This is a genomic window from Pseudarthrobacter sp. 1C304 (assembly GCF_052245515.1).
Classification (GTDB): Bacteria; Actinomycetota; Actinomycetes; order Actinomycetales; family Micrococcaceae; genus Arthrobacter.
The window spans coordinates 236,608-255,515 of sequence record NZ_JBQQCH010000003.1; the positions used below are offsets into that span (position 1 = coordinate 236,608).

The following is an 18,908-nucleotide window of genomic DNA, read 5'->3' on the forward strand; positions in this document are numbered from 1 at the left end:
GCTCTTCGCTTCGGCGGGACGCGCCGTAGATCCCGGCTCCAGGCCCCTGGCCAGGCGGCGGATCCCGTGAACGGGCCCCGGCATCCCGGTGCAGACGCCGTCGGAGAACGCAGTGTTGCTGAGCAACGGGGGCTGACCGAGTGGTTGCCCCGGTGGCTGGCCTCGGTCCAACCGTCCATTGCGGTCATCGGGGATGTCATGCTCGACGGTTGGTGGTCCGGTTCCATCGAAAGGCTTTGCCGGGAAGCGCCGGCGCCTGTCGTGGAAATTCAGGAGCGGAGGTTCGCGCCGGGCGGAGCGGCGAATACGGCCATGAACCTCGCCGCCCTCGGCAGCAAGGTAGGCCTGGCCGGAATCGCCGGGTGCGACGACGCCGGCAACGAATTGTTGCGCCAATTGCGCGAAGCAGGAGTGGACGTCTCGGGCGTCGTTCAGGTTCCCGGCGCAACGACCACCACCAAAACACGAATCACAAGCAGCGCTCAGGTGCTTTTACGGATTGACGATGTTCAGCGGGAGTTGACCGACGAAGCGCTGTCCGCGCTGGCAGGGGTCATCCCGCAGGTGCTGCAGGACCGCCAGGCAGTCGTGGTCTGCGACTACGGCGCGGGCGCCCTCGGGGACGTCGTGCGGGAAAAGCTCCTGGACGGACGTAGGGCCCGACCGGAGATGTTGGTGGTTGTGGATGCCCACCAGCCGGGCGCCTGGGCGGAGCTGCAACCCGATCTCTCAACTCCCAACGCACAGGAAGCGGCCGATATGCTCGGCCTGAAACTTGATCCCCGATCCGGCAGGGCAGCAGTCATGGCCGCCCACCGTGACGCCCTGCTTCAAGCAGCCGGAGCGGATGCCGTCGTGGTCACCCTGGACCGGGAGGGCACCGTGTTTCTGCCCAGGTCCGGGGATTCTCACCGTACCTGGGCACGGCCCGTTCAGGAAAAGCAGGCCTCGGGGGCCGGTGATACGTTCGTCGCCGCATTAACACTGGCCCGGGCCGCGTCGCTACCGCTGACGACCTGTATGGACCTCGCCCAGGCCGCAGCAGATTTCGCCGTTCACCGTCCCGGGACGTCCGTGTGCAGCACAGCGGACCTCAGCCGTCATCTGGGCAGCTTCACAGACAGCGCCGTCGACGCCGACGAGCTCCTCACGCACATCACCCGGCACCGGGCGGAGGGGCGACAGATCGTTCTCACCAATGGCTGCTTCGACGTTCTGCACCGCGGCCATACCCGGTACCTCAACCAGGCCAAACAACTCGGTGACGTCCTGGTCGTGGCGCTCAACAGCGACGATTCAGTGCATCGGCTCAAGGGCCCAGGACGCCCCATCAACACCATCAGGGACCGGGCCGCCGTCGTTGCCGCGCTCAGCTGCGTCGACTACGTGACTGTGTTTGAAACGGCTACGCCGATTCCACTGATCCAGAAGATCCGTCCTGAGATCTACGCCAAAGGGGGCGACTACAGCCCTGAGATGCTCGCAGAAACATCCGCCGTTGAAGACTACGGAGGACGCGTAGCCATCCTCGACTATGTTCCTGAACACTCCACCACGGCCGTCGTGGAGCGGATCCGCACCAGCAATAATGCTCCGAACGACGGACACCTTGAGGCTCATTCCCCAGGCCGCGCAGCGACTCCGCCACCTCAGGGCGGATAAATCCACTATGCCCTTCACGCCAGGAAGGATCCGATCGATGAACGTTCAGGCAGCACCGGCGTCCGCCCCGGCGCCCTCAAGGACCGCCGGGCTTCTGCTCGGATTGGGGCTGGGGGATTCGTTGATGGGATCGTCCTTCACCAGATCCTGCAATGGCACCATATGGTCAGCCACGTGGAGGCTTTTCCCGTCGGGACCCTTGAAGGGCTGGAAGTTAACACCCTGGCGGACGGCTTCTTTCACATGGGTACGTGGTTGCTCGTCTTGGCGGGATCGACGGCGGCTATTGCCTCATGGCGGAAAGGGCGGCGGGCTCCCAGCTGGACTTTTCACTTCGGCCTGGTGCTGGCGGGGTGGGGCCTGTTCAACATCGTGGAGGGATTGGTCAATCATCATCTCCTGCAGATTCACCACGTGCGGGACGACCTTGGGGGTCCGTGGATGTGGGACGCCGCATTCCTCATCTTCGGGCTGCTCCTCATCGGAGGAGGCATGGCCCTTCACCTGAGGGGCGCCAGGAATGACCCGAACCCCTGATATCCGGACCCGGAAGCCCGTCTTGGAACCTCTGGCAAGAGCAGTCGCAACCGCATATTGTAAGCATACTGATGAGTCTCTGCTCCACACGCGTCGTTAGGAGAGTTCAATGCCAGCTTTGTTGAAAACCGCCTTTGCCGCCCTGGCGCTGTGCGCTGCCCTCCTGCTTCCTGCGGGCGCGGCGGGCGCTGATTCTCCTCCCGCCGCGATTGCTGCTAGTGCTTCCGCGGCCACTCCTACGGATTCAGCGACTCCCCCGGGCCCCAAGGATCCGGGAACCGGCGAGTCACCAGAGGCCAAGGAGACACGCGTGGACTACGCGCCCTACGTCATCGCCGCGGCGCTGGTCATTGCTCTTGGTGCAGCAGCCGTGGTCTGGCGACGCGGCGGGGGCGGGCCGTCCTCGAAGTCCGCCCGGGGTTCCACGACCGACACGGGGGACCACCAATGATTGCCGTACTGATCATCGACATGCAAAACGCCTTTTTCGAGGATCCAGTGCTCAGCAACAGCCGGGAGGCCGTGACAAGAGCCTGCAATGCGATCATCGCCGCGGCGCAGGAAAATGCAGCGAGGGTCCTGCTTGTGAAGACCGAGCATGAAGAGGACAAATCGACCTGGACGCTGAACATGCTGGAAGACGACCAGGGTTTCATTTTTCGGGGAACTCCCCAGGCCCAATTTGTCACTGGGCTCACGACCGACGGTCTGCCCCGGATGGTGAAGACACGGGACAGCGCATTCCTCGGCACCGACCTGCTGCTCCGGCTGCGGAACTGGAATGTCGACACAGTAGTGCTCGCGGGGGTGTCCACGCACAACTGCATCGCCCAGACAGCGGCGGATGCGTTCGGCCACAACCTCCGCGTCATCTACGCCGCCGAGGCGACGGCGTCGGAGAACCCAAAAGCCGCTGCCGCCGTCCAAGACATTCTCTGCCGTGAATACCGGCAGCAGATTCTCCCGGTCGCGGAGGTCATGAACCGCCTCATGACTCCGCTCAAGGGACAGGAAGTGATGTCATGAAGTCACTATGGCTCGACGGAGACCGAGTGATTCCGGTTGACGGTTTCTCGCCGGGATCCACCTACGACACCGTCGTCGTCGGGGCCGGGATCACGGGCTTGGCAACCGCCGCACTTCTTGCGCGGTCAGGCATGACGGTGGCAGTCCTGGAGGCCCGCTCGGTGGGGGCAGGGACTACCGGCAACACGACCGCGAAGCTTAGCCTCCTTCAGGGCACCGTACTGTCCGGTCTGCGCCGGCAGTACCCGCAGAAGGTCGTCAACGCCTACGTCGAGGCCAACCGCGAAGGGCAGGCCTGGCTGCTCCGGCATCTTCAGGAGAACGCGGTCCCTTTCCAGCACCGGGATGCCTACACCTTTGCCGTCTCCGACAAAGGGGCGGACCGCGTCCGCTCGGAACTCGCGGTCAGCCGGGCAGCCGGCCTGGCCGTCGCGGAAGTGGCCGATCCCGGGCTCCCTTTCCCCACCCGCGGCGCCATCCGCCTCCCCGATCAAGCCCAGTTCAACCCCATGGACGTCCTCGAGAGCCTCGCGGCTGACTTCCACTCCCATGGCGGAATTCTCGTCGAAGGGGTGCGCGTCCGAAACATCACCAACGGCGAGACCCTCTCCATCAGGACCGACGCTGGCGACGTTCACGCCGGGCATGTCGTGCTGGCCACAGGCACGCCCATCCTGGATCGCGGGTTGTACTTCGCCAAGCTCAAAGCCTCCCAGTCCTACGCCGCGGCCTTCCGGATGCCAGCCGCCACGACGCTCCCGACCGGAATGTATCTCTCCGCTGAGACTCCCGGACGCTCACTCCGCACCTATCCAAGTGACATCGGGGAGATCCTAATCGCGGGCGGCAACGGACACCGCGTCGGCAGGGACCCCTCCCCCAGTGCCCGCCTGCAGGAGCTGCTGGACTGGACGCTGGAGCACTTCCCCGGGGCCGAAGCGACCCATACCTGGTCGGGTGAGGACTACCGGGCCGCCAACCTTATGCCCTTCTTCGGCAAACTGCCCCGCGGCGGAGGCAAAATCCACTTCGCCACGGGCTACAACAAATGGGGCATGAGCAACGGCATCGCGGCCTCACTGGCCATCACCGCCGACATCCTCGGCGGCCATCTCCCGTGGGCCGATACCATCCACCACAGGATTACGTCACCCGCCGGGGCCGCTTCCGTGATCGGACTGAACGCCGACACGGTAAAAACCATGGCCGGGGGCTGGCTAAAAGCCGAAACGGCCGCTCCCGACACCGCAGCCGACACGGTTCCCGACGAAGGCGCCGGCATGATCGTCAGGAACGGCCGCAATCCCGTCGCGGTCTCCACTTTCGACGGCGTCACCTGCCGGGTGTCGGCGGTATGCACCCACCTGCGAGGGATTCTGAGCTGGAACGACGCTGAACGCACTTGGGACTGTCCGCTGCACGGTTCCCGCTTTACGCCCTCCGGCGACGTCCTCCAAGGACCCGCCACTGCCAGGCTAACGGCCTTGGACTGAAGGACCAGACACCCGGCCTGACCGCATCCCGATCCGTTGCAAAAAAGCAGGGGCCGCCGGACCTGAACGACACGGTGGCCGAGCACGGGGTTTTAAACACCTCGGCCGGCCGCCCGGCGCGGGTGCGCTGGGGCGGCCGGCCGCGGGACCAAACTGGGATCAGGCCTGCTGGACGTTGTCCTTGGCTTCGGCGGTGCGGTCCTTGACGTCCGTTACGGCGCCCTGGCCCTCCGTTTTGACGTGCGCGGTGGCGTCTGCGGCCGTGGCCTTGACGTTTTCCATGGCTTCCTGCGCCGGTTCCTTGAGCCCCTCGGCAACGTGCTTCGCAGCCTCGGTCAGTTCCGTGGTGAGCGGTTCGGCCGCGGACTTCAGGGCATCCGCCGCTTCGCGTTCCTTCTGGCTGGCCGGGATCAGGGAGGAGACCAGCAGCCCGGCGCCGAAGGCGATCAGGCCCGCGGCCAGCGGGTTGCCCTGGGTTTTGGTCTTGGCCCGGGCCGGGGCGTCCCCGATCGCCGCGCCGGCGTCGCCCAGGTGGGCTCCGGCCGAACCGGTGGCGGAATGGACGTTCCCTGCGGTGTGGTCTGCCGCTCCCATGACTTTCTCCTTCGCTCCGAACACGGCGTCCTTCACGCTTTCCTTGACCTTCTCGGTCTGGCGCTGGACGACGTGTGACGGGGTGACCTTGTCCGCTACGGCGTCGACGTTGGTGCCGAGCCGTGCGCGGGTCGCTTCAATATCTGCTCGGATGACATCCGGGTTTTCACTCATGGTTGTTCCTCGCTGGGTCTAGGTGGTGGGTTTGAGCGTGGGCGGGATTTCCTGCAGCGTCTCTGCGGTCTGGGGCATGCCCTTGATCGCCTTGAGTTCCTTGCGGCCCATCGAGGCCAGGACCGCGGCGACGATGCCCCAGATGAGGGCGACGACGACGCCGGACCAGCCGAGGCCGATCACGGTTCCGAGCGCCCACCAGAGCGCCAGGGAGAGGAACAACAACACGAAGTGCCCCGCGACGCCGGCACCGGCCAGCATCCCCGCGCCCTTGCCGGCCCGGGTGGCGGACTGCTTGAGCTCAACCTTGGCCAGCTCGACTTCCTGCCGCATCAAAGTGGACATGTCCCGCGTGACGTCACCCAGAAGATCGCCAAGAGACGACGTCTCTGCCTTCGCCTGCGCCGCAGTGGGAGGCGGCTCCGGTACCTGGTGACTCACAGCTGGCCGCCTTCCCGGTTCGACAAGGGAACATCATCCCGAAGCGTGGCATCGGCCGCCGTGCCGGAGGGTAACGTCCGGGTCGACACAGGCCCTGCCGTGCCGGGAAGGGCCGGCTCGTCGAAGAACCGGTCGCCGGCTCCTGCGGCGATAACCGTCTCCTGGTGGGCCGGCGCCACTGCCGGGGAGGACAGATGTGAGGGCTTCGACGGCGTCAGCTGCGTGTCCGGGGCTCCGGCCTGCAGGCTTCGTCCGAGCCGGCCGGCGAGGAGTCCGGCACCGGCTGCGGCCAAGAGGAATGTCCCGGGGCGCTGGCGTGCGAAGGACTTTACCTCCTCCAACAGTGAACCGGGATCCCGGTTCTCGAGCCAGGAGGCGACGGACTGGGACCGCTCGGCAGCCTGACGGACAAGGTCCGTTGCGACGCCGGGCTGATCGGATGCATCGGCCATAGTGGTCAGCTGCGAAGAGATAGCACGGATCCCATCCGCGGCCTTCTGCTGCTGCGTGCCGGCCTGATCGGTCAAGTCAGATTTGGCCTGCTGCAGGAGATCCCGGGCGTTCGTCTTCACCTCGGAGGCGACGTGGCCGGCCTCCGCCTTAGCAGTGCCGACAACATCCTGGGCGGAGTGGGCCGCCTGGCGCTTTAGGTCGGCTGCTTCGCCCTTCGCTGCTTCTTTCTTGGACGCAGAACCCGCCACACCTTCGGCGGGAGCCGTCCCTGTGCCCGGGTACTCGTCAGCGGACGTTGAAGGAGTCGCTTGGGGCCACTGGTTCTCTGTCATCGTTGCTCTCTTTCAGGAAGGATCCGCAGGTGAAACGTGAACCCGCAGGACCGGTGAATTAGTAAGCACGGTTACTATCTAAATACTAAGCACACTTCCGATCTGCGATGCAAGACCTGTTCGCGGCGGCCGGCAGGGATCGACCGCTCCGGCTGGCGGCCGGGTGCCATCCTCAAAAAATACTAAGCAGACTTGCCAAGTGTTTAGTAAGCATGCTTATTGTAGATACATGTACGACGGCCACGCATTGAAACGGACGGCGTAATTAGCACGCCCCGCTAGCTCAAGGGGCAGTTCAGGGTCGCGGCTACTGCCGGTTCCTGGCCTGCCTACCCTGCTCGACTTGTTACGACCAAGGAGGGCAGCCATCTGTTCCCCTCAAGGAAGGCCGTCACCAATGCCCCTCGACCCCAAGGTGCGAGACGGCTACTTCCTGCTCACCAGGGCTGCCCGCATTGTTCAACGCCGCTTTGACGACGCACTCGCGCCACTGGGCCTGACCCGAGCCGCGTTCATCGCACTCAAGGCCATGTCCAACAGTCCCATGAACCAGGAACAGCTGGCCGCGTTGGTCCATGTCCAAAGCCAGTCGCTGGGACGCGTCCTGACGCGTCTGGAGGCGGAAGGCCTGGTCACGAGAACAAGGGACCCCCGTGACCGCCGCCAGTTCCAGGTCCAGACAACCGACGCCGGGGAAGCGGCCCTCAGAGCCGCCCGCGAGGCCGAAAGCGCCGCCCTCCGTTCTGACTTCGAGGGATGGGAAATCCTTCGGGAACAACTCACCCAACTCGTAAGCTCCTTCCCCGGTCCCCGGCAGGCACCGGATTCGACCCGGAACTGACTAGAGCAGGCTGCCGAAATCGCCGTAGTCCAGCGTGGTGTACCGGGCGTACGTGTTGATCACGGCGGCTTCAATGGCGTCCACATCCAGGTGCGGCACAAGGTCGTTGACGGCCCCCGCGGTCGCCGGGTCCCAGTCCAGGCCGAGGGCCGCGTAGCTGGCCTCAAGTACAGCGCGGATCGGGGCCGAGTTCTCCACCACAATCACCGAGCTGAACAGCCAGCCGCCGGCCACCACGCGCTGGGCGGTGCCGATCAGCTTGACCTGGTGCTGCGGAAACGACGGATCCTGGCCGTGGACGCTGAACTCGCCCGGGCAGTACTCCCCGGGGATCTCCCCCACGGCGACGTCGACGCCGGCGCTCCGCAGCGCATCCGCCAGCAGCTCGCCGAAGAAGGAGAAGCGCCCCTTCGCCCCGGCGATCGCATCCCGCTCCGGTTCGAGGTGATCCACCACCAGGGTGCCCTCGTGGTACGCGGCGGCCCGGCCCCCGGCCTTGCGGACCAGCGGCTCGAAGCCCAGGTCGCGGCAGGCCTGCGCCGCGGCGTCAAAACCGGGCAGATGCGTGTCCCGCTGCCCGAAGGCCACGGTGGGCGCAGGCCTGTAGAGCCGGAGCATGGGGCCCGCCTCGCCCGTTTTGACCTTGCGCAGCAGCTCGAGGGCAAAGTCCAGGTCCGCGGCGGCGCCCAGGGATTCCGTCTGCCGGAAAATCGTCAGCGTCCGCGGTGCGTCTGCGGCCTCCGGCATCTTGTTATGCTCCCTTATGGTCATCCTGCAGTTCCTCGTCGTAGCCGCCGCATTCGCCGTGATCGATTCCGTCTGGCTCAAGTCGATGAGCAAGTTCTACCGGAGCCACCTCGGCCATCTCATGGCGGACAAGCCCCATCTAGGGTACGCCGTCGTCTTCTACGTCCTGTACATCGCGGGGATCGTCTTCTTCGCCTTGCAGCCGGCGCTCGACGGCGGCAGCTGGCTCACGGCGCTGGGCTACGGCGCCGCGCTGGGCACCTTTGCCTACGCCACGTATGACCTGACCAACGCCGCAACACTGAAGAACTGGCCGCTGGTGATCGTCGTGGCGGACATCGCCTGGGGCGCCGTGCTGACGGGGCTCGCCACCGTGGTGGGGTGGCTGGTGTTCCACTAGGACCGCCAGGACCCGCGAGGACCCGCGAGCCAAGGGGCCGGGCGCCAGCGACCGGTCGCCTGCCGTTACGACTTCCGGAGCGTCAGGATCTGCTCGGCGCGGCCGAACGGGCCCGTGAGGTCGTGCAGCACGGTGGAGGTCAGGCCGATCCCGTCGGTGCCGAACGAGACCTCATTGTCCAGGCCCAGCCATTCCCCCTCGGGGCGCCGGTACATGTGGATCTGGAGGTCCAGGTTGGGGAAGGCGTAACTGCCCTTGCCCGGCGGGACCCGCGCGGCGATGCCGTTGGCGGTGTCCACCAGGCCCACAAGCCGGGCGAGGTCGCTGCTGTCCTCCTTGTCCGTCAGCGGGTGCGCGGTGTGCAGCCAGACCGTGCCCGAGCCGGCGCGGTGGCCCTCGGCGATGCGCATCTCCAGCGATGCGATGTAGCCGCCCGGCCAGATGGTGGACGCGTCGTAGGGTTTGCAGTCCTCCGGGGCGGGAATCCGGGGATCCTCGAAGGCAGCGACGGCAGCCGTGTCGGAGGTGATCATCCGCCAGGCCGTGGCACGGATCGCGGTGCGCCCCTCGGCGATCAGCTCGGCCTGCACCAGCTCGATGGTCCGGCCCGGGCGGAGGGTGGTGGTGGCCACCTCGAATTCGCCGCCCGGGATCAGGCCAAGTATCTCGTAGCTCAGGCGGGCCATCCGCATGTCGTCGCGCGGCTCGTGCCGGTCCAGGCAGTCCGCCAGGATGCCCGACGCCGGTGCCATGTGCTGTTCGTGTTCGTTCCAGGCACCCTGGGCGTGGATGGTGGAACGGAAGCGGCTGTCACCCAGTGCCTCGTAGTAGAAGTTTCCCTCGGCAAGATCCGGCAGGTCAGCAGTCGTCATTGTCCGCCCTTTCACGTGGCTGGTAATCCCAGAACACCCTATCGCTTCAAAGCGTCCCCAACGGCCTGTCGCTGGTCCCCCACTGCTGGCCGGACTGGGTAGACTCAGGATCAGACGTTCCGCGACTATCCACCGAAGAGGTGCTCCCCTGATTCGAGTCATCAGCTACAACCTGCGTAAGCACCATGCCAGCGGTGAGCTGGTTGACCTGGCCCGCAATTTTGAGATTGATGCCTTATGCCTGCAGGAATGCGACACCAATGACCTTCCGGACACCATTGGCGACCTGCACCTTGCCGATTCGACGAAGGGCAACCGGCTGGGCCTGGCCATCTATTACCGCATGGACCGGTTCACGGCCTACGAAACGAAGACGTTCGCCCTGAAGAAGTCCCTGCATGACCGTGTGCTGACACCGGCCCACGAGCGGCTGATCGGCACCCGGGTGGTGGACAACGACACGGACCACGACCTGGTCATCGCCTCCTTCCACGCGGCTCCGCTGACGGCGTCGAACTCGCTGCGGCGCAACCAGATCCACGCCGCGCACGCGGAGCTGATGAGCATGGGCGGCAGCCTGATGACGCTGATGGTGGGAGACTTTAACTACCCCTTCTTCACCAAGAGCCTCACGGCGCAGATGAAGGATGCCGGCTACGACCTGACACTCAGCGACCGGCGGACCTACACCCGGTACAAGGTGTTCAAGGGCCACTTCGACTTCGCCACCTCGCAGGGCCTCAACATTGAAAGTGTCGAGACCCTTCCCAGGGGCGCCTCGGACCACCTGCCCATCCTCATCTCGGCGGAGTACGGCCAGGAAGCGCCGGCGGCCGGCGACGCCTCGTCCCCCGCCGCGTAGCCGGGTACCACCATGCGGGGAGCCAGGGCACTGAACCTCCCCCCAGGCCTGGCCATGGTGCGGGACTACCAGCGTCCGTGGTTCACATCCGACCTGGCCGCGGGCGCTGCGCTCAGCGCGTTCCTCATCCCGGCCGGCATGGCGTACGCCGAGGCCGCCGGGCTCCCGGCCGTCACCGGCCTCTACGCCTCGGTCATCCCGCTCCTGGCCTACGCCGTGTTCGGGCCCTCCAGGGTGCTGATCATCGGCCCGGACTCCAGCCTGGCGCCCATGATCGCCGCCGCCGTCCTGCCGCTGGCCGGCACGGATCCGGACCGCGCCGTGGCCCTCGCCGGCGTCCTGGCCCTGGTGATCGGCAGTTTCCTGCTGGCGGGCAGGGTCTTCAGGCTGGGCTTTGTCACCGGACTGCTGTCCAAACCCATCCGCGTCGGCTACCTCAACGGCATCGCCATCGTCATTATGCTCAGCCAGCTGCCCAAGCTGCTGGGAATCTCCAGTCCCGGCGGCTCCCTGGTCACTACGGCTGCCGGCACTGCGCAGGCCGTAGCCCAGGGCGGCGTCAATCCCCTCGCCCTGCTTTTTGGCGCCGGCAGCATCGCCGTTATCGTCGGATGCCGCTTCCTGCCCGGAAAGCTCCCCGGCGTGCTGATCGCCGTCATCGCCGCCACCGCGCTCACCGCCGCGCTGGACCTGACAGCGGCGCTCCCCACCGTGGGCGCCCTACCCTCGGGCCTGCCCGCGCCGGCGCTCGACGGCGTCAGCCTGCCGGACGTCCTCGCCCTGCTCGCCCCGGCGGCCGGCATCGCCCTGATTGCCTTTGCCGACACGTCGGTCCTGTCCAAGAGCTTCGCGTCCCGGAGCGGGGTCCCCGTCGACGGGAACCAGGAAATGGGTGCCCTCGGTGCGGCGAACGTTGCCAGCGGCCTCTTCGGCGGTTTTCCGATTTCCGGCAGCACCTCACGCACGCCGATCGCCGTCGAGGCCGGGGCCAAGAGCCCGCTGGCCGGAGCGATAGCCGCCGTACTGGTGGTGCTGTTCATGGTGGCGGTGCCCGGGCTGACCACCTACCTGCCGTCCAGCGTCCTGGCCGGCGTTGTGATGGTGGCGGCGGCGTCGATCCTTGACGTGAAGACGCTCCGCCGCCTCCTCAAAATGAGCCGGACGGAGGCCGCCCTCCTGGTGGCCACCTTCCTGGGCGTCGCCTTCGTGGGCGTCCTCGAGGGCATTGTGGTGGCAATCGGCCTGTCCCTGATTGCCTTTGTGCTCCGCGCCCTGGACCCCTACCGCACCGAACTTGGCAGCGTCGGCGACGTGCCCGGCTACCACGACCTGAACCGCCATCCCGAGGGCCAGCGCATCCCCGGGCTGGTGATCGCACGATTCGACGCCCCGCTGTTCTTCGCCAACGGTGCCGTCTTTACGGACCACATCCGGAGGCTCGTGGCCCATGCGCCGGATCCGGTGCGCTGGGTGATTGTGGCGTCGGAGGCCATCACGGGCCTGGACACCACCGCGCTGGATGACCTTGTGGCGCTCGACGATGAACTGGCCAGGCGCGGGATCAGCCTGGTCTTCGCGGAGATGAAGGGCCCCATCAAGGACCGCCTGATCCGGTTCGGCGTCAGCAGCCGGTTCGGCCCCGACCACTTTTTCCCCACCGTCACCAACGCGGTGCGCAGCTACAAGCGGGAGTTCGGGCTGGAGTAGGCGCGGTTCCCTTTCCCACAGGGGACCTGCCGGGCCGTGGACTAACCCAGCAACGGAATGACGTCGATGACGCCGTCCGGGCTGACCGTCACCAGCACCCGGTTGCCGGCCACGCCCTCAAGCCGGCCGGCCAGTTCCCCGGCCAGCCGGCCGGCGTCGGGACCGGGACCCGCCCCGACGTCGGCCCGTCTCCACACCGTCACACCGGCGCCGGTGGCGTCCTCGATGGCCCGGTGCAGCGGAGCCGGATTCCCTCCGGTGACCAGGAGGACGTGCCCGATGGTGCGTTTCCTGGCGGTTCCCGCCGCTGTGAGGACCGCGCGCTGGTGCCGCCACACCGCGAAGTGGTAGCCGGCCACCAGGCCGGTGGCCACCAGCAGGCCGAGCGGGGCGCGGATCCGCTCCACGAGGCTGCCGCCCGAGAGGTCGCCCAGGAAGTACTCGAACATCCGGTACCCGATCACCAGGAGGGTGATCACGGCCACCACGGCGCTGAGTCCGAACACCACAATGAGGTAGACCCGCCGGGCGTTCAACCAGGCGGCCGGAGCGCCCGCCTTGCCGGGGCCCGCCGGGGTGGTCCGGTCGAGCGGTTTCCAGGACAGCCACCAGACCGGGCCGCCCACCAGGAGCGAACTGATCCCGCCCAGCAGGAGCGTGCGCGCCCCGGAACCCGCCAGCGGGGTGGCCGCCATGGCGAGGGTGGCGTTCACGATCACGCCGATGCCCGAGGCGGCGGCCACCAGGGCCACCCCCGAGGTCACCAGCCGGCTGCCCTGGCGGATGGTCTCCGAGCTGTCGCGCGCCAGCCCGCGGTGGTACACCCACACGAGCGAGCCGACGGCGGCAGCGGCGATTGCCGGAGCCAGCGGCTCGAGCAGCACATCCATCGCGTCGGTCCGGTCAAAGGCGAGCCGGAGCAGGACGAACAGCACAACGCCCGCGCCTCCCAGCGTCAGGACCCCTGCGCCCAGCACCCCGACGGCGATGAGGGCCACACTGGCGAGTCCGCCGCGCAGCCGGCGGCCGCCGTCGTGCTTCCAGTGCCACCACCAGACCAGTGCCCCGCCTGCGGCCCAGATCACGGACTGCAGGGCCGAGACCCACCATGGCTTGCCTACCGTCGCGGCGGCCGTCGCCCCGCGGAGTGCGGCGTCGAGCAGGGTGGACAGGGCCGCGATGGCACCGCCGGCACCGATCACCAGCCCGAAGTATGCACCCAGCAACGTGGGCACCTCGACCAGGTCGAGCGGACGCTTGCGGGGATGCCGCCACATCCAGCGGTGCCAGCCCCAGACCCCGGCCCAGACCACCCCGGCGGCCAGGGACGGGCGCCACTGCTGCGACTGGCCTGCGATCAGAGTGGACAGCGCACTGAGCAGGTTGGTGGTCGCCACCACCAGGGAGACCACGTATGCCCCGGACACGTAGAGGCCCCAGCCGACGGATGCCCGTTCCGTGTCGTCGGCAAGGCGCCGCCAGACCACCCACCACAGGAGCGCGGCGAGGGGCCCGCCGATCAGGGCGAAGGCCAGCGAACGCGCCAGGCCGGCGACGTCCGCCGTCGCCAGTTCGGTGCCCGCCACCAGCAGGCGTTCCAGCAGTCCGCTGAGTCCGACGGCGGCGACCACCACCAGGGCGAAGAGCAGCAGATACGTGATGAGCCGGCGGACGGTCCGCTGGGCCGACCCGGCAGCAGCGTCGGCGGTCATCACTTTGCCGCCGGGACCGGGCATACCGTCAATTGCCAGGGTGCGCTGTCGATGAGCCATTTGTCCCCCGTCTTGACCAGGTCAAAAACGTCTTCAATCTGGTACTCGGAACTCCCGAAGGGACCGCCGCCCTCGGAGACGGTGATGAGCACTTTCACGTCGGCGGACGTGGGCCGTTCGGTGGTGGAGACAAGGGTGACGCGGAGGTTGTCCCCGGGCATCCGCTCCATGTAGCCGCTGCAGCGGCTCTTTGCGGCGTCCGTCAGGTAAGCCGCTGCGGCGGCCTCGTCCCCCTCGATGGCGGCGGCGGAATACCGCTGAACCACCCCGGCAGGAGTGGCCTCGTCCACCGGCGCCGGCTCGCCGCGGGTGAACACAACGATCAGGGCAACGACCACCAGGACCGCGATGGCTGCAAGGATGGCGTAGAGGGTGCGGTCCGGCCGGTGGCGGGCGGGCTCCGGGGTTGCTGCCGGCGCCGGCTGGTTCGGCTCGGGTTCTCTCGCCTCTGGACTCATGCCGCCAGTATGCGGCAGGGAGGACCCGCCGTCACGGTGTCTTTAGGCCCCAATCCGCCCTGACCTGCTGTTTCACCGCCGCGGGCCGCCCCCTGACGGCGGTCCGGCCCCGGCGCATCGACGCCGCCTGCGGCACGCACTACCCTCAAGAAATGGGAATCGTTCGGAAAGTCCTGGGTGTCGTCCTGCTGGTGGTGATCGGGCTTGCGGGCACCGGGCAGGCGGCACTGGCCGTTCCGCCGGCCGCGATTGTCGTAGAGGACCGGGCCGGGGTGCTGGACCAGAACACGCTGGTGCCCGCCGTGCAGGCGATCGAGTTCTACGAGCCCACCACGGTGGCCGTCTACACCTACAACGGCTCCGCCTCGGACAACCTCAACGAAGAGGTCCTGCGGTTTGCCCGCGCCGAACGCCCCGAGTGGATCAGCGCGGACGGGCAGAAATGGGCGGACGGGCTCTTCATCTTTGCCCTGGATCCCGTGGGCCGGCATGTGGGGACGTATATGGGCGAGGACCGCAAGGTCTCGCCCGAACAGCGCGAGGATATCCAGAACGCCTCCAAGGAGCTCCTGCGCGATGCCCAGTGGACGGACGGCACCATCGCCGGCATCCAGCGTGGGGCGGAACTGATCAACCAGCCCTGGTACCGGTCCACGGCCTTCCTCGTCACGGCCTGGACGTCCGTGGTCCTCGCCGTGGGCGGCGCGGCCACCTGGCTGATTGTGCGCTGGCGGACCAGGGTGGACAGCCGGAAGGAGCTGGCCCGTGGAGACGCCAGCTACGCCAACGTGAGCATGGATCTGCAGGTCACCGAGCTGAATGCGGGCACCATTCCGGAGGCCTCCCGCTACGGAAGCACCGTGTTGGAGAAGCACCGGACGTTCATGGCGAAGTACAACGCGGCCACCGCGCTCGCCAACCAGGTCCACGCCCTGTCGCCGAAAGGCCTCAGCAGGCGGGCGAACCTGAAGCTGGTCCGCAGCTACGCCGACGCCGCCGCCGAGCTGGACGCCCTGGACGACGTCATCGCCGACACCAACGCCCTGCTCAACCGCGGCTCCGCCTGGGCTCCCGCCTGGGACCGCCAGCTGGCCCCGTACCGCGCGGACCTGGCCGCCATCGAACAGATGCTGGCCCGGAAGCATGCCGAGGACGGCTCCGCGACGGCGGCGGCCCTGCGCGCCTTCCGGGACCAAAGTCACCGGGACCTGGAACGGTGGACCGCGGAACTGTCAGACGGGTCCATCACTCCGGAGACCGCCCTTGACCGGCTGCGGGACGCGCGCACCCACCTATCAGAGCTGCTCAAGAACCACGCCGACACGGTCATCGAGGGGTTCGCCAAAAACGAGAAGGAAGCCAGGCTTATGCGCCGGGACATGGAGGACGCGCAGGCCGGCAGCAAGGACCGGCACGGGCGGACGTATGAGCCCAGCATCCTCGGCACCGTCTACCCCGCGTACTACTTCTTCTCCGTGCCGACGTTCAACTCCGGGTTCAATACCGGCGTCAGCAGTGTCAGCAGCGCCCGCGGGGGCGGCGGCAGCACTACAGGCTACGGTGCCAGCGGCGGAAGCTTCTCAGGCTCCGGCAGTTCCTCGAGCTTTTAGCCCCGGGTCAGGCCGTCGTGCCGTGCTCACCCGTACCGCGCTCGACGACGAAATCGCCGCCGGGGAACAAAATGGTCTCGTGGCCGTCGTCGAACCTGACGTGATAGGGCGGCGCTCCGTCCGCACCCTTGACCTCAAGGATTTCCCCGTGCCGGTCCGATGATTCCACCGTGGTGCCACGGATGATGATGCGGTCTCCCTGTGCTGCCTTCATGGCAATCACCTCCCTCCTTCAGACTACGAGGCGGGTCCGCTTTGGGGAACGGACCCGCTCGTCAAAAAGAGCTAAAAGAGTCCCGCGGTGACGGTGCCGGTGAGCTGGTGGATGACATCGGCCCGTGCCGCCATGTCAGACATGTCCCGGCCTTGCGTGTAGACCACAAAGACAAACGCCCGGTCCCCCTGCACCAGAATGCTCGCGTCATGGAGGTTGCCGTTGAGCAACCCGTATTTGTGGAAAACGTCCACCCCCGGAGGCGCGGCGGCCGGAATCAGGGTCTCGTAGTTGGTGTTCTGCATGTAGGACAGCAGTTGGGCGGTGTTCTCGGCGTTGAGCAGCCGGCCGCTGTACAGCCCGGACAGGGTGGTCGCCATTTCGGCCGGAGTCAGGCCGTTCACGGTCCGGTCGTAGGGTATGCCCATGGACGCGGCGTAGTTAATGAGGCCCTTGTGGCCGACGGCAGCCAGGATCAGCGCCCACGAATCGTTGTTGCTTTGTTGGACCATCTGCCGGATCTGCTGGCCTGCGGTGGACGCCCCCATCTTGGCTCCCAGGGATGCCTTCCCCGTTTCCACCAGGTGGTAATAGGCCTCCGCCGCGAGGATCTTGCCGGTGCTGGCGGCGACAAACTTGGTCTTGGTGCCGTATTCGTGCACCACTCCGTCGCTCATGTCGACGAGGGCCACGCCTACCTTGTACGCGCTGTTGGCCTGGATGACGGCGTTGATTTCGGCATCGAGTGCCGGCCCAATGGTGGGCTTGGCGGGGGTAGGCGAAGCGGCCGCTGACGGGGATACTTCCGCCGCTGGCGCGGCGTCGGTGGATGTGGGACCGGTGGCGGACAGCGGGCTGGCCTCCCCGCCCACTCCCGGTGAGGCGGACGCGGTGGCTGAAGCGCCGGCGTCGGCAGAACCCCTAACTTGGATGGTGGCGTACACCGTCGCGGCAGAAATCAGTGCAAGAACGGTAACCAGCACCAGCAGGACCTGCGGGCGGATCCCGCCAAGGCGCCGGGCCACCCCCCATAGACCACCGCTGGTGGCGTCACGTGCATGCCGGCTGCTGCTGTAGTGCCGGCCGGGCCCCCAGGACTTCATCCGACCTCATTCCCGGCGCTTCGTCGGGCGCGCGATAACGGCTGCCGCAGACAAGATCGCAGGCATTCTGTTCCTTGAAAAGTACAAAACCGCGGCGCGGCTTCAAATCTATCGCATTCTGCCCCGGGTACCGCCCGAGTGCAAGGGGGAAGGCTTGTCGGTCCCCGCCGTATTCTGAAAGCCCCTGCCGGAAGAACAGCAAAGGAGCTCCGATGCGCAAGGCCATTGTCATGATGCAGGTTTCCCTTGACGGGTTCATCGAGGGACCGGGCCACGACCTGAGCTGGCACCGGGTCGATGACGAGCTGCACAGCCACTTCAACCATGAGCTCCGGAAGATGGGAATGTTCCTGGACGGCCGCGTGACCTACGAACTGATGGCTGATTACTGGCCGACGGCGGACCAGGACCCGGCCAGTACGCCCACGGAAGCTGAATTCGCCGCAATCTGGCGGGACATGCCCAAAATTGTGTACTCCTCGACACTGCCGGCGGCGGGATGGAACACCGAGGTGGTGCGCGACGTCGTCGCCGAGGACATCGCGCTGCTCAAGGCACAGCCCGGTGGGGACATGGCCGTTGGCGGTGCGAACCTCGCGGCAACCTTCCGGCGGCTCGGCCTGATCGACGAATACTGGGTTTACGTTCATCCGGTACTGGTTGGACGCGGCACGCCCCTGTTTGCGGAGGCGGATGCCTCCACGCCGCTCCGGCTGCTGGAGACCCGGACCTTCGGCAACGGCGTGGCGCTGCTGCGGTACGCGGTGGAGGCGGACACAGCACACGCAAAAGACCGGTGATCCGTTGCCCCCAAGGCAACCGATCCACCGGTCTTCTGCGTGCGGATGGCGGTGCTGCTAGCCGGCGCGGACGAACGTCACGGGGCCGGTGGCGGTCAGCCAGGACAGCGGGTGGGTCATGGTGGCGTTGACGCCGTTCATGCCGCCGCTGATGGCCTGGCCGTTGCCGGCGTAGATGGCAACGTGGCCGGACTGGACAATCATGTCGCCGGGCTGCGGGGTGGAGACAACCGTGCCGTACTTCATGAAGGCCATCGGTCCAATGTCACCGACCGGGATGCCGGCGGAGTTCAGGGCCTTCTCCACCACGGCGGTGCAGTCCTGGGTGATGCCGATCTGGCCGTACGCGACAGCCAGCAGGGTGGCGTTGACTCCGCCTGCTGCTGCCGGGGCTGCGGCGGCCGGGGCTGCTGCTGCCGGGGCGGGCGCCGACTGGACCTTGACGGTGGCCTTGGCTGCGGGGGCCGGTGCTGCTGCCGGGGCAGGTGCAGCCGGGGCCTTCGGAGCGGCGACGGGCTTCGGGGCCTCGACCACGGGGGCCGGCGTCGTCTCGACGGCCGGGCGCTCGAAGGTGATCTGGACTGCGGAATCCGCCATGACCGGTGCTACCTGGCCCTGGACGTCCACGGTCGACGCCGGGGAGGCGTCGCGCTCGGCCGGCGCGTCGGCTGCGTTGGCGGCCATGGCGCCGCTGAGCACCATTCCGGAAGCGGCGACGAGGACTGCGGCCTGGCGGCCGATGGTTCCGGCGGTACGGCGTTTGCTGCGAAGTTCGGCGCGTTTGGACGCACGGGTATTGCTAAAAGTCAT

At 67.1% G+C, this 18,908-nt stretch carries 22 protein-coding genes; 11 read left to right on the plus strand and 11 right to left on the minus strand.

Annotated features, from left to right (window positions below; all coding sequences use genetic code 11):
- Positions 1-66: 66 nt before the first annotated feature.
- Entirely contained in the window at positions 67-1,662 is a 1,596-nt protein-coding gene (gene rfaE2, locus ACTWQD_RS08625) for a D-glycero-beta-D-manno-heptose 1-phosphate adenylyltransferase (RefSeq protein ID WP_443195736.1), read from the plus strand.
- Between the two features lie 45 nt (positions 1,663-1,707).
- Here the strand turns inward: rfaE2 and ACTWQD_RS08630 are convergent, their stop codons facing one another.
- Positions 1,708-1,836: a hypothetical protein gene (locus ACTWQD_RS08630; RefSeq protein ID WP_443195737.1), complete on the minus strand. Its 129-nt coding sequence runs from the start codon at positions 1,834-1,836 to the stop codon at positions 1,708-1,710.
- On the opposite strand from ACTWQD_RS08630, the gene ACTWQD_RS08635 reads away from it, so the two are divergent.
- The 4 genes from ACTWQD_RS08635 to ACTWQD_RS08650 all read left to right on the plus strand — a co-directional run bounded on the left by ACTWQD_RS08635 (position 1,825) and on the right by ACTWQD_RS08650 (position 4,718).
- Positions 1,825-2,199: a DUF2243 domain-containing protein gene (locus ACTWQD_RS08635; RefSeq protein ID WP_443195738.1), complete on the plus strand. Its 375-nt coding sequence runs from the start codon at positions 1,825-1,827 to the stop codon at positions 2,197-2,199. The genes ACTWQD_RS08630 and ACTWQD_RS08635 overlap by 12 nt on opposite strands.
- A gap of 310 nt (positions 2,200-2,509) precedes the next feature.
- Positions 2,510-2,650 carry a hypothetical protein gene (locus tag ACTWQD_RS08640; protein WP_443195739.1) on the plus strand — a complete coding sequence of 47 codons (141 nt, stop codon included), beginning with the start codon at positions 2,510-2,512 and terminating at the stop codon, positions 2,648-2,650.
- Entirely contained in the window at positions 2,647-3,225 is a 579-nt protein-coding gene (locus ACTWQD_RS08645; protein ID WP_443195740.1) for a cysteine hydrolase family protein, read from the plus strand. Before ACTWQD_RS08640 ends, ACTWQD_RS08645 begins: the two co-directional genes overlap by 4 nt.
- Positions 3,222-4,718 (plus strand): FAD-dependent oxidoreductase, encoded by a 1,497-nt coding sequence (locus ACTWQD_RS08650; RefSeq protein ID WP_443195741.1) that lies wholly within the window; start codon positions 3,222-3,224, stop codon positions 4,716-4,718. Before ACTWQD_RS08645 ends, ACTWQD_RS08650 begins: the two co-directional genes overlap by 4 nt.
- Positions 4,719-4,877: 159 nt before the next feature.
- On the opposite strand, the gene ACTWQD_RS08655 is transcribed toward ACTWQD_RS08650, so the two are convergent.
- Genes ACTWQD_RS08655 through ACTWQD_RS08665 form a run of 3 tightly spaced genes read right to left on the minus strand, consistent with a single transcriptional unit; the run spans position 4,878 to position 6,712 of the window.
- On the minus strand, positions 4,878-5,486 hold the full coding sequence (locus tag ACTWQD_RS08655) for a DUF3618 domain-containing protein (protein WP_443195742.1): 609 nt from the start codon (positions 5,484-5,486) through the stop codon (positions 4,878-4,880).
- Positions 5,487-5,504: 18 nt separating this feature from the next.
- The gene (locus tag ACTWQD_RS08660) at positions 5,505-5,927 is read right to left on the minus strand and encodes a phage holin family protein (protein ID WP_443195743.1); all 423 of its coding nucleotides are present in this window, start codon (positions 5,925-5,927) and stop codon (positions 5,505-5,507) included.
- Positions 5,924-6,712 (minus strand): hypothetical protein, encoded by a 789-nt coding sequence (locus ACTWQD_RS08665; protein ID WP_443195744.1) that lies wholly within the window; start codon positions 6,710-6,712, stop codon positions 5,924-5,926. Before ACTWQD_RS08665 ends, ACTWQD_RS08660 begins: the two co-directional genes overlap by 4 nt.
- Positions 6,713-7,109: 397 nt before the next feature.
- On the opposite strand from ACTWQD_RS08665, the gene ACTWQD_RS08670 reads away from it, so the two are divergent.
- Positions 7,110-7,553, plus strand: a complete 444-nt coding sequence (locus ACTWQD_RS08670) for a MarR family winged helix-turn-helix transcriptional regulator (protein WP_443195745.1) — start codon at positions 7,110-7,112, stop codon at positions 7,551-7,553.
- Here ACTWQD_RS08670 and ACTWQD_RS08675 read toward each other — a convergent pair whose 3' ends face one another.
- Positions 7,554-8,324: a lipoate--protein ligase family protein gene (locus ACTWQD_RS08675; RefSeq protein ID WP_443195746.1), complete on the minus strand. Its 771-nt coding sequence runs from the start codon at positions 8,322-8,324 to the stop codon at positions 7,554-7,556.
- On the opposite strand from ACTWQD_RS08675, the gene ACTWQD_RS08680 reads away from it, so the two are divergent.
- The gene (locus ACTWQD_RS08680; protein WP_443195747.1) at positions 8,317-8,700 is read left to right on the plus strand and encodes a DUF2177 family protein; all 384 of its coding nucleotides are present in this window, start codon (positions 8,317-8,319) and stop codon (positions 8,698-8,700) included. The genes ACTWQD_RS08675 and ACTWQD_RS08680 overlap by 8 nt on opposite strands.
- A gap of 65 nt (positions 8,701-8,765) precedes the next feature.
- Here the strand turns inward: ACTWQD_RS08680 and ACTWQD_RS08685 are convergent, their stop codons facing one another.
- Complete coding sequence (locus ACTWQD_RS08685; protein ID WP_443195748.1) at positions 8,766-9,572, minus strand: thioesterase family protein; 807 nt, start codon at positions 9,570-9,572, stop codon at positions 8,766-8,768.
- Positions 9,573-9,723: 151 nt separating this feature from the next.
- Here ACTWQD_RS08685 and ACTWQD_RS08690 point away from each other — a divergent pair, with 151 nt between their 5' ends.
- Positions 9,724-10,434, plus strand: coding sequence for an endonuclease/exonuclease/phosphatase family protein (locus ACTWQD_RS08690; protein ID WP_443195880.1), 711 nt, complete (start codon positions 9,724-9,726; stop codon positions 10,432-10,434).
- Between the two features lie 12 nt (positions 10,435-10,446).
- On the plus strand, positions 10,447-12,141 hold the full coding sequence (locus ACTWQD_RS08695) for a SulP family inorganic anion transporter (RefSeq protein WP_443195749.1): 1,695 nt from the start codon (positions 10,447-10,449) through the stop codon (positions 12,139-12,141).
- A gap of 41 nt (positions 12,142-12,182) precedes the next feature.
- Here ACTWQD_RS08695 and ACTWQD_RS08700 read toward each other — a convergent pair whose 3' ends face one another.
- A complete protein-coding gene (locus ACTWQD_RS08700; protein ID WP_443195750.1) occupies positions 12,183-13,913 on the minus strand; it encodes a DUF5671 domain-containing protein in 1,731 nt (576 codons plus the stop codon).
- Positions 13,853-14,371: a hypothetical protein gene (locus ACTWQD_RS08705; protein WP_443195751.1), complete on the minus strand. Its 519-nt coding sequence runs from the start codon at positions 14,369-14,371 to the stop codon at positions 13,853-13,855. Before ACTWQD_RS08705 ends, ACTWQD_RS08700 begins: the two co-directional genes overlap by 61 nt.
- A gap of 152 nt (positions 14,372-14,523) precedes the next feature.
- Here ACTWQD_RS08705 and ACTWQD_RS08710 point away from each other — a divergent pair, with 152 nt between their 5' ends.
- Positions 14,524-15,981, plus strand: coding sequence for a DUF5129 domain-containing protein (locus tag ACTWQD_RS08710; RefSeq protein WP_443195752.1), 1,458 nt, complete (start codon positions 14,524-14,526; stop codon positions 15,979-15,981).
- Positions 15,982-15,988: 7 nt separating this feature from the next.
- Here ACTWQD_RS08710 and ACTWQD_RS08715 read toward each other — a convergent pair whose 3' ends face one another.
- Together ACTWQD_RS08715 and ACTWQD_RS08720 are read right to left on the minus strand one after the other, a co-directional pair.
- Positions 15,989-16,195, minus strand: a complete 207-nt coding sequence (locus ACTWQD_RS08715; protein ID WP_443195753.1) for a DUF1918 domain-containing protein — start codon at positions 16,193-16,195, stop codon at positions 15,989-15,991.
- Between the two features lie 71 nt (positions 16,196-16,266).
- Positions 16,267-17,298, minus strand: coding sequence for a serine hydrolase (locus ACTWQD_RS08720; protein ID WP_443195754.1), 1,032 nt, complete (start codon positions 17,296-17,298; stop codon positions 16,267-16,269).
- Positions 17,299-17,510: 212 nt separating this feature from the next.
- On the opposite strand from ACTWQD_RS08720, the gene ACTWQD_RS08725 reads away from it, so the two are divergent.
- Positions 17,511-18,098 (plus strand): dihydrofolate reductase family protein, encoded by a 588-nt coding sequence (locus tag ACTWQD_RS08725; protein ID WP_443195755.1) that lies wholly within the window; start codon positions 17,511-17,513, stop codon positions 18,096-18,098.
- Between the two features lie 57 nt (positions 18,099-18,155).
- Here the strand turns inward: ACTWQD_RS08725 and ACTWQD_RS08730 are convergent, their stop codons facing one another.
- Positions 18,156-18,908 (minus strand): NlpC/P60 family protein, encoded by a 753-nt coding sequence (locus ACTWQD_RS08730; RefSeq protein WP_443195756.1) that lies wholly within the window; start codon positions 18,906-18,908, stop codon positions 18,156-18,158.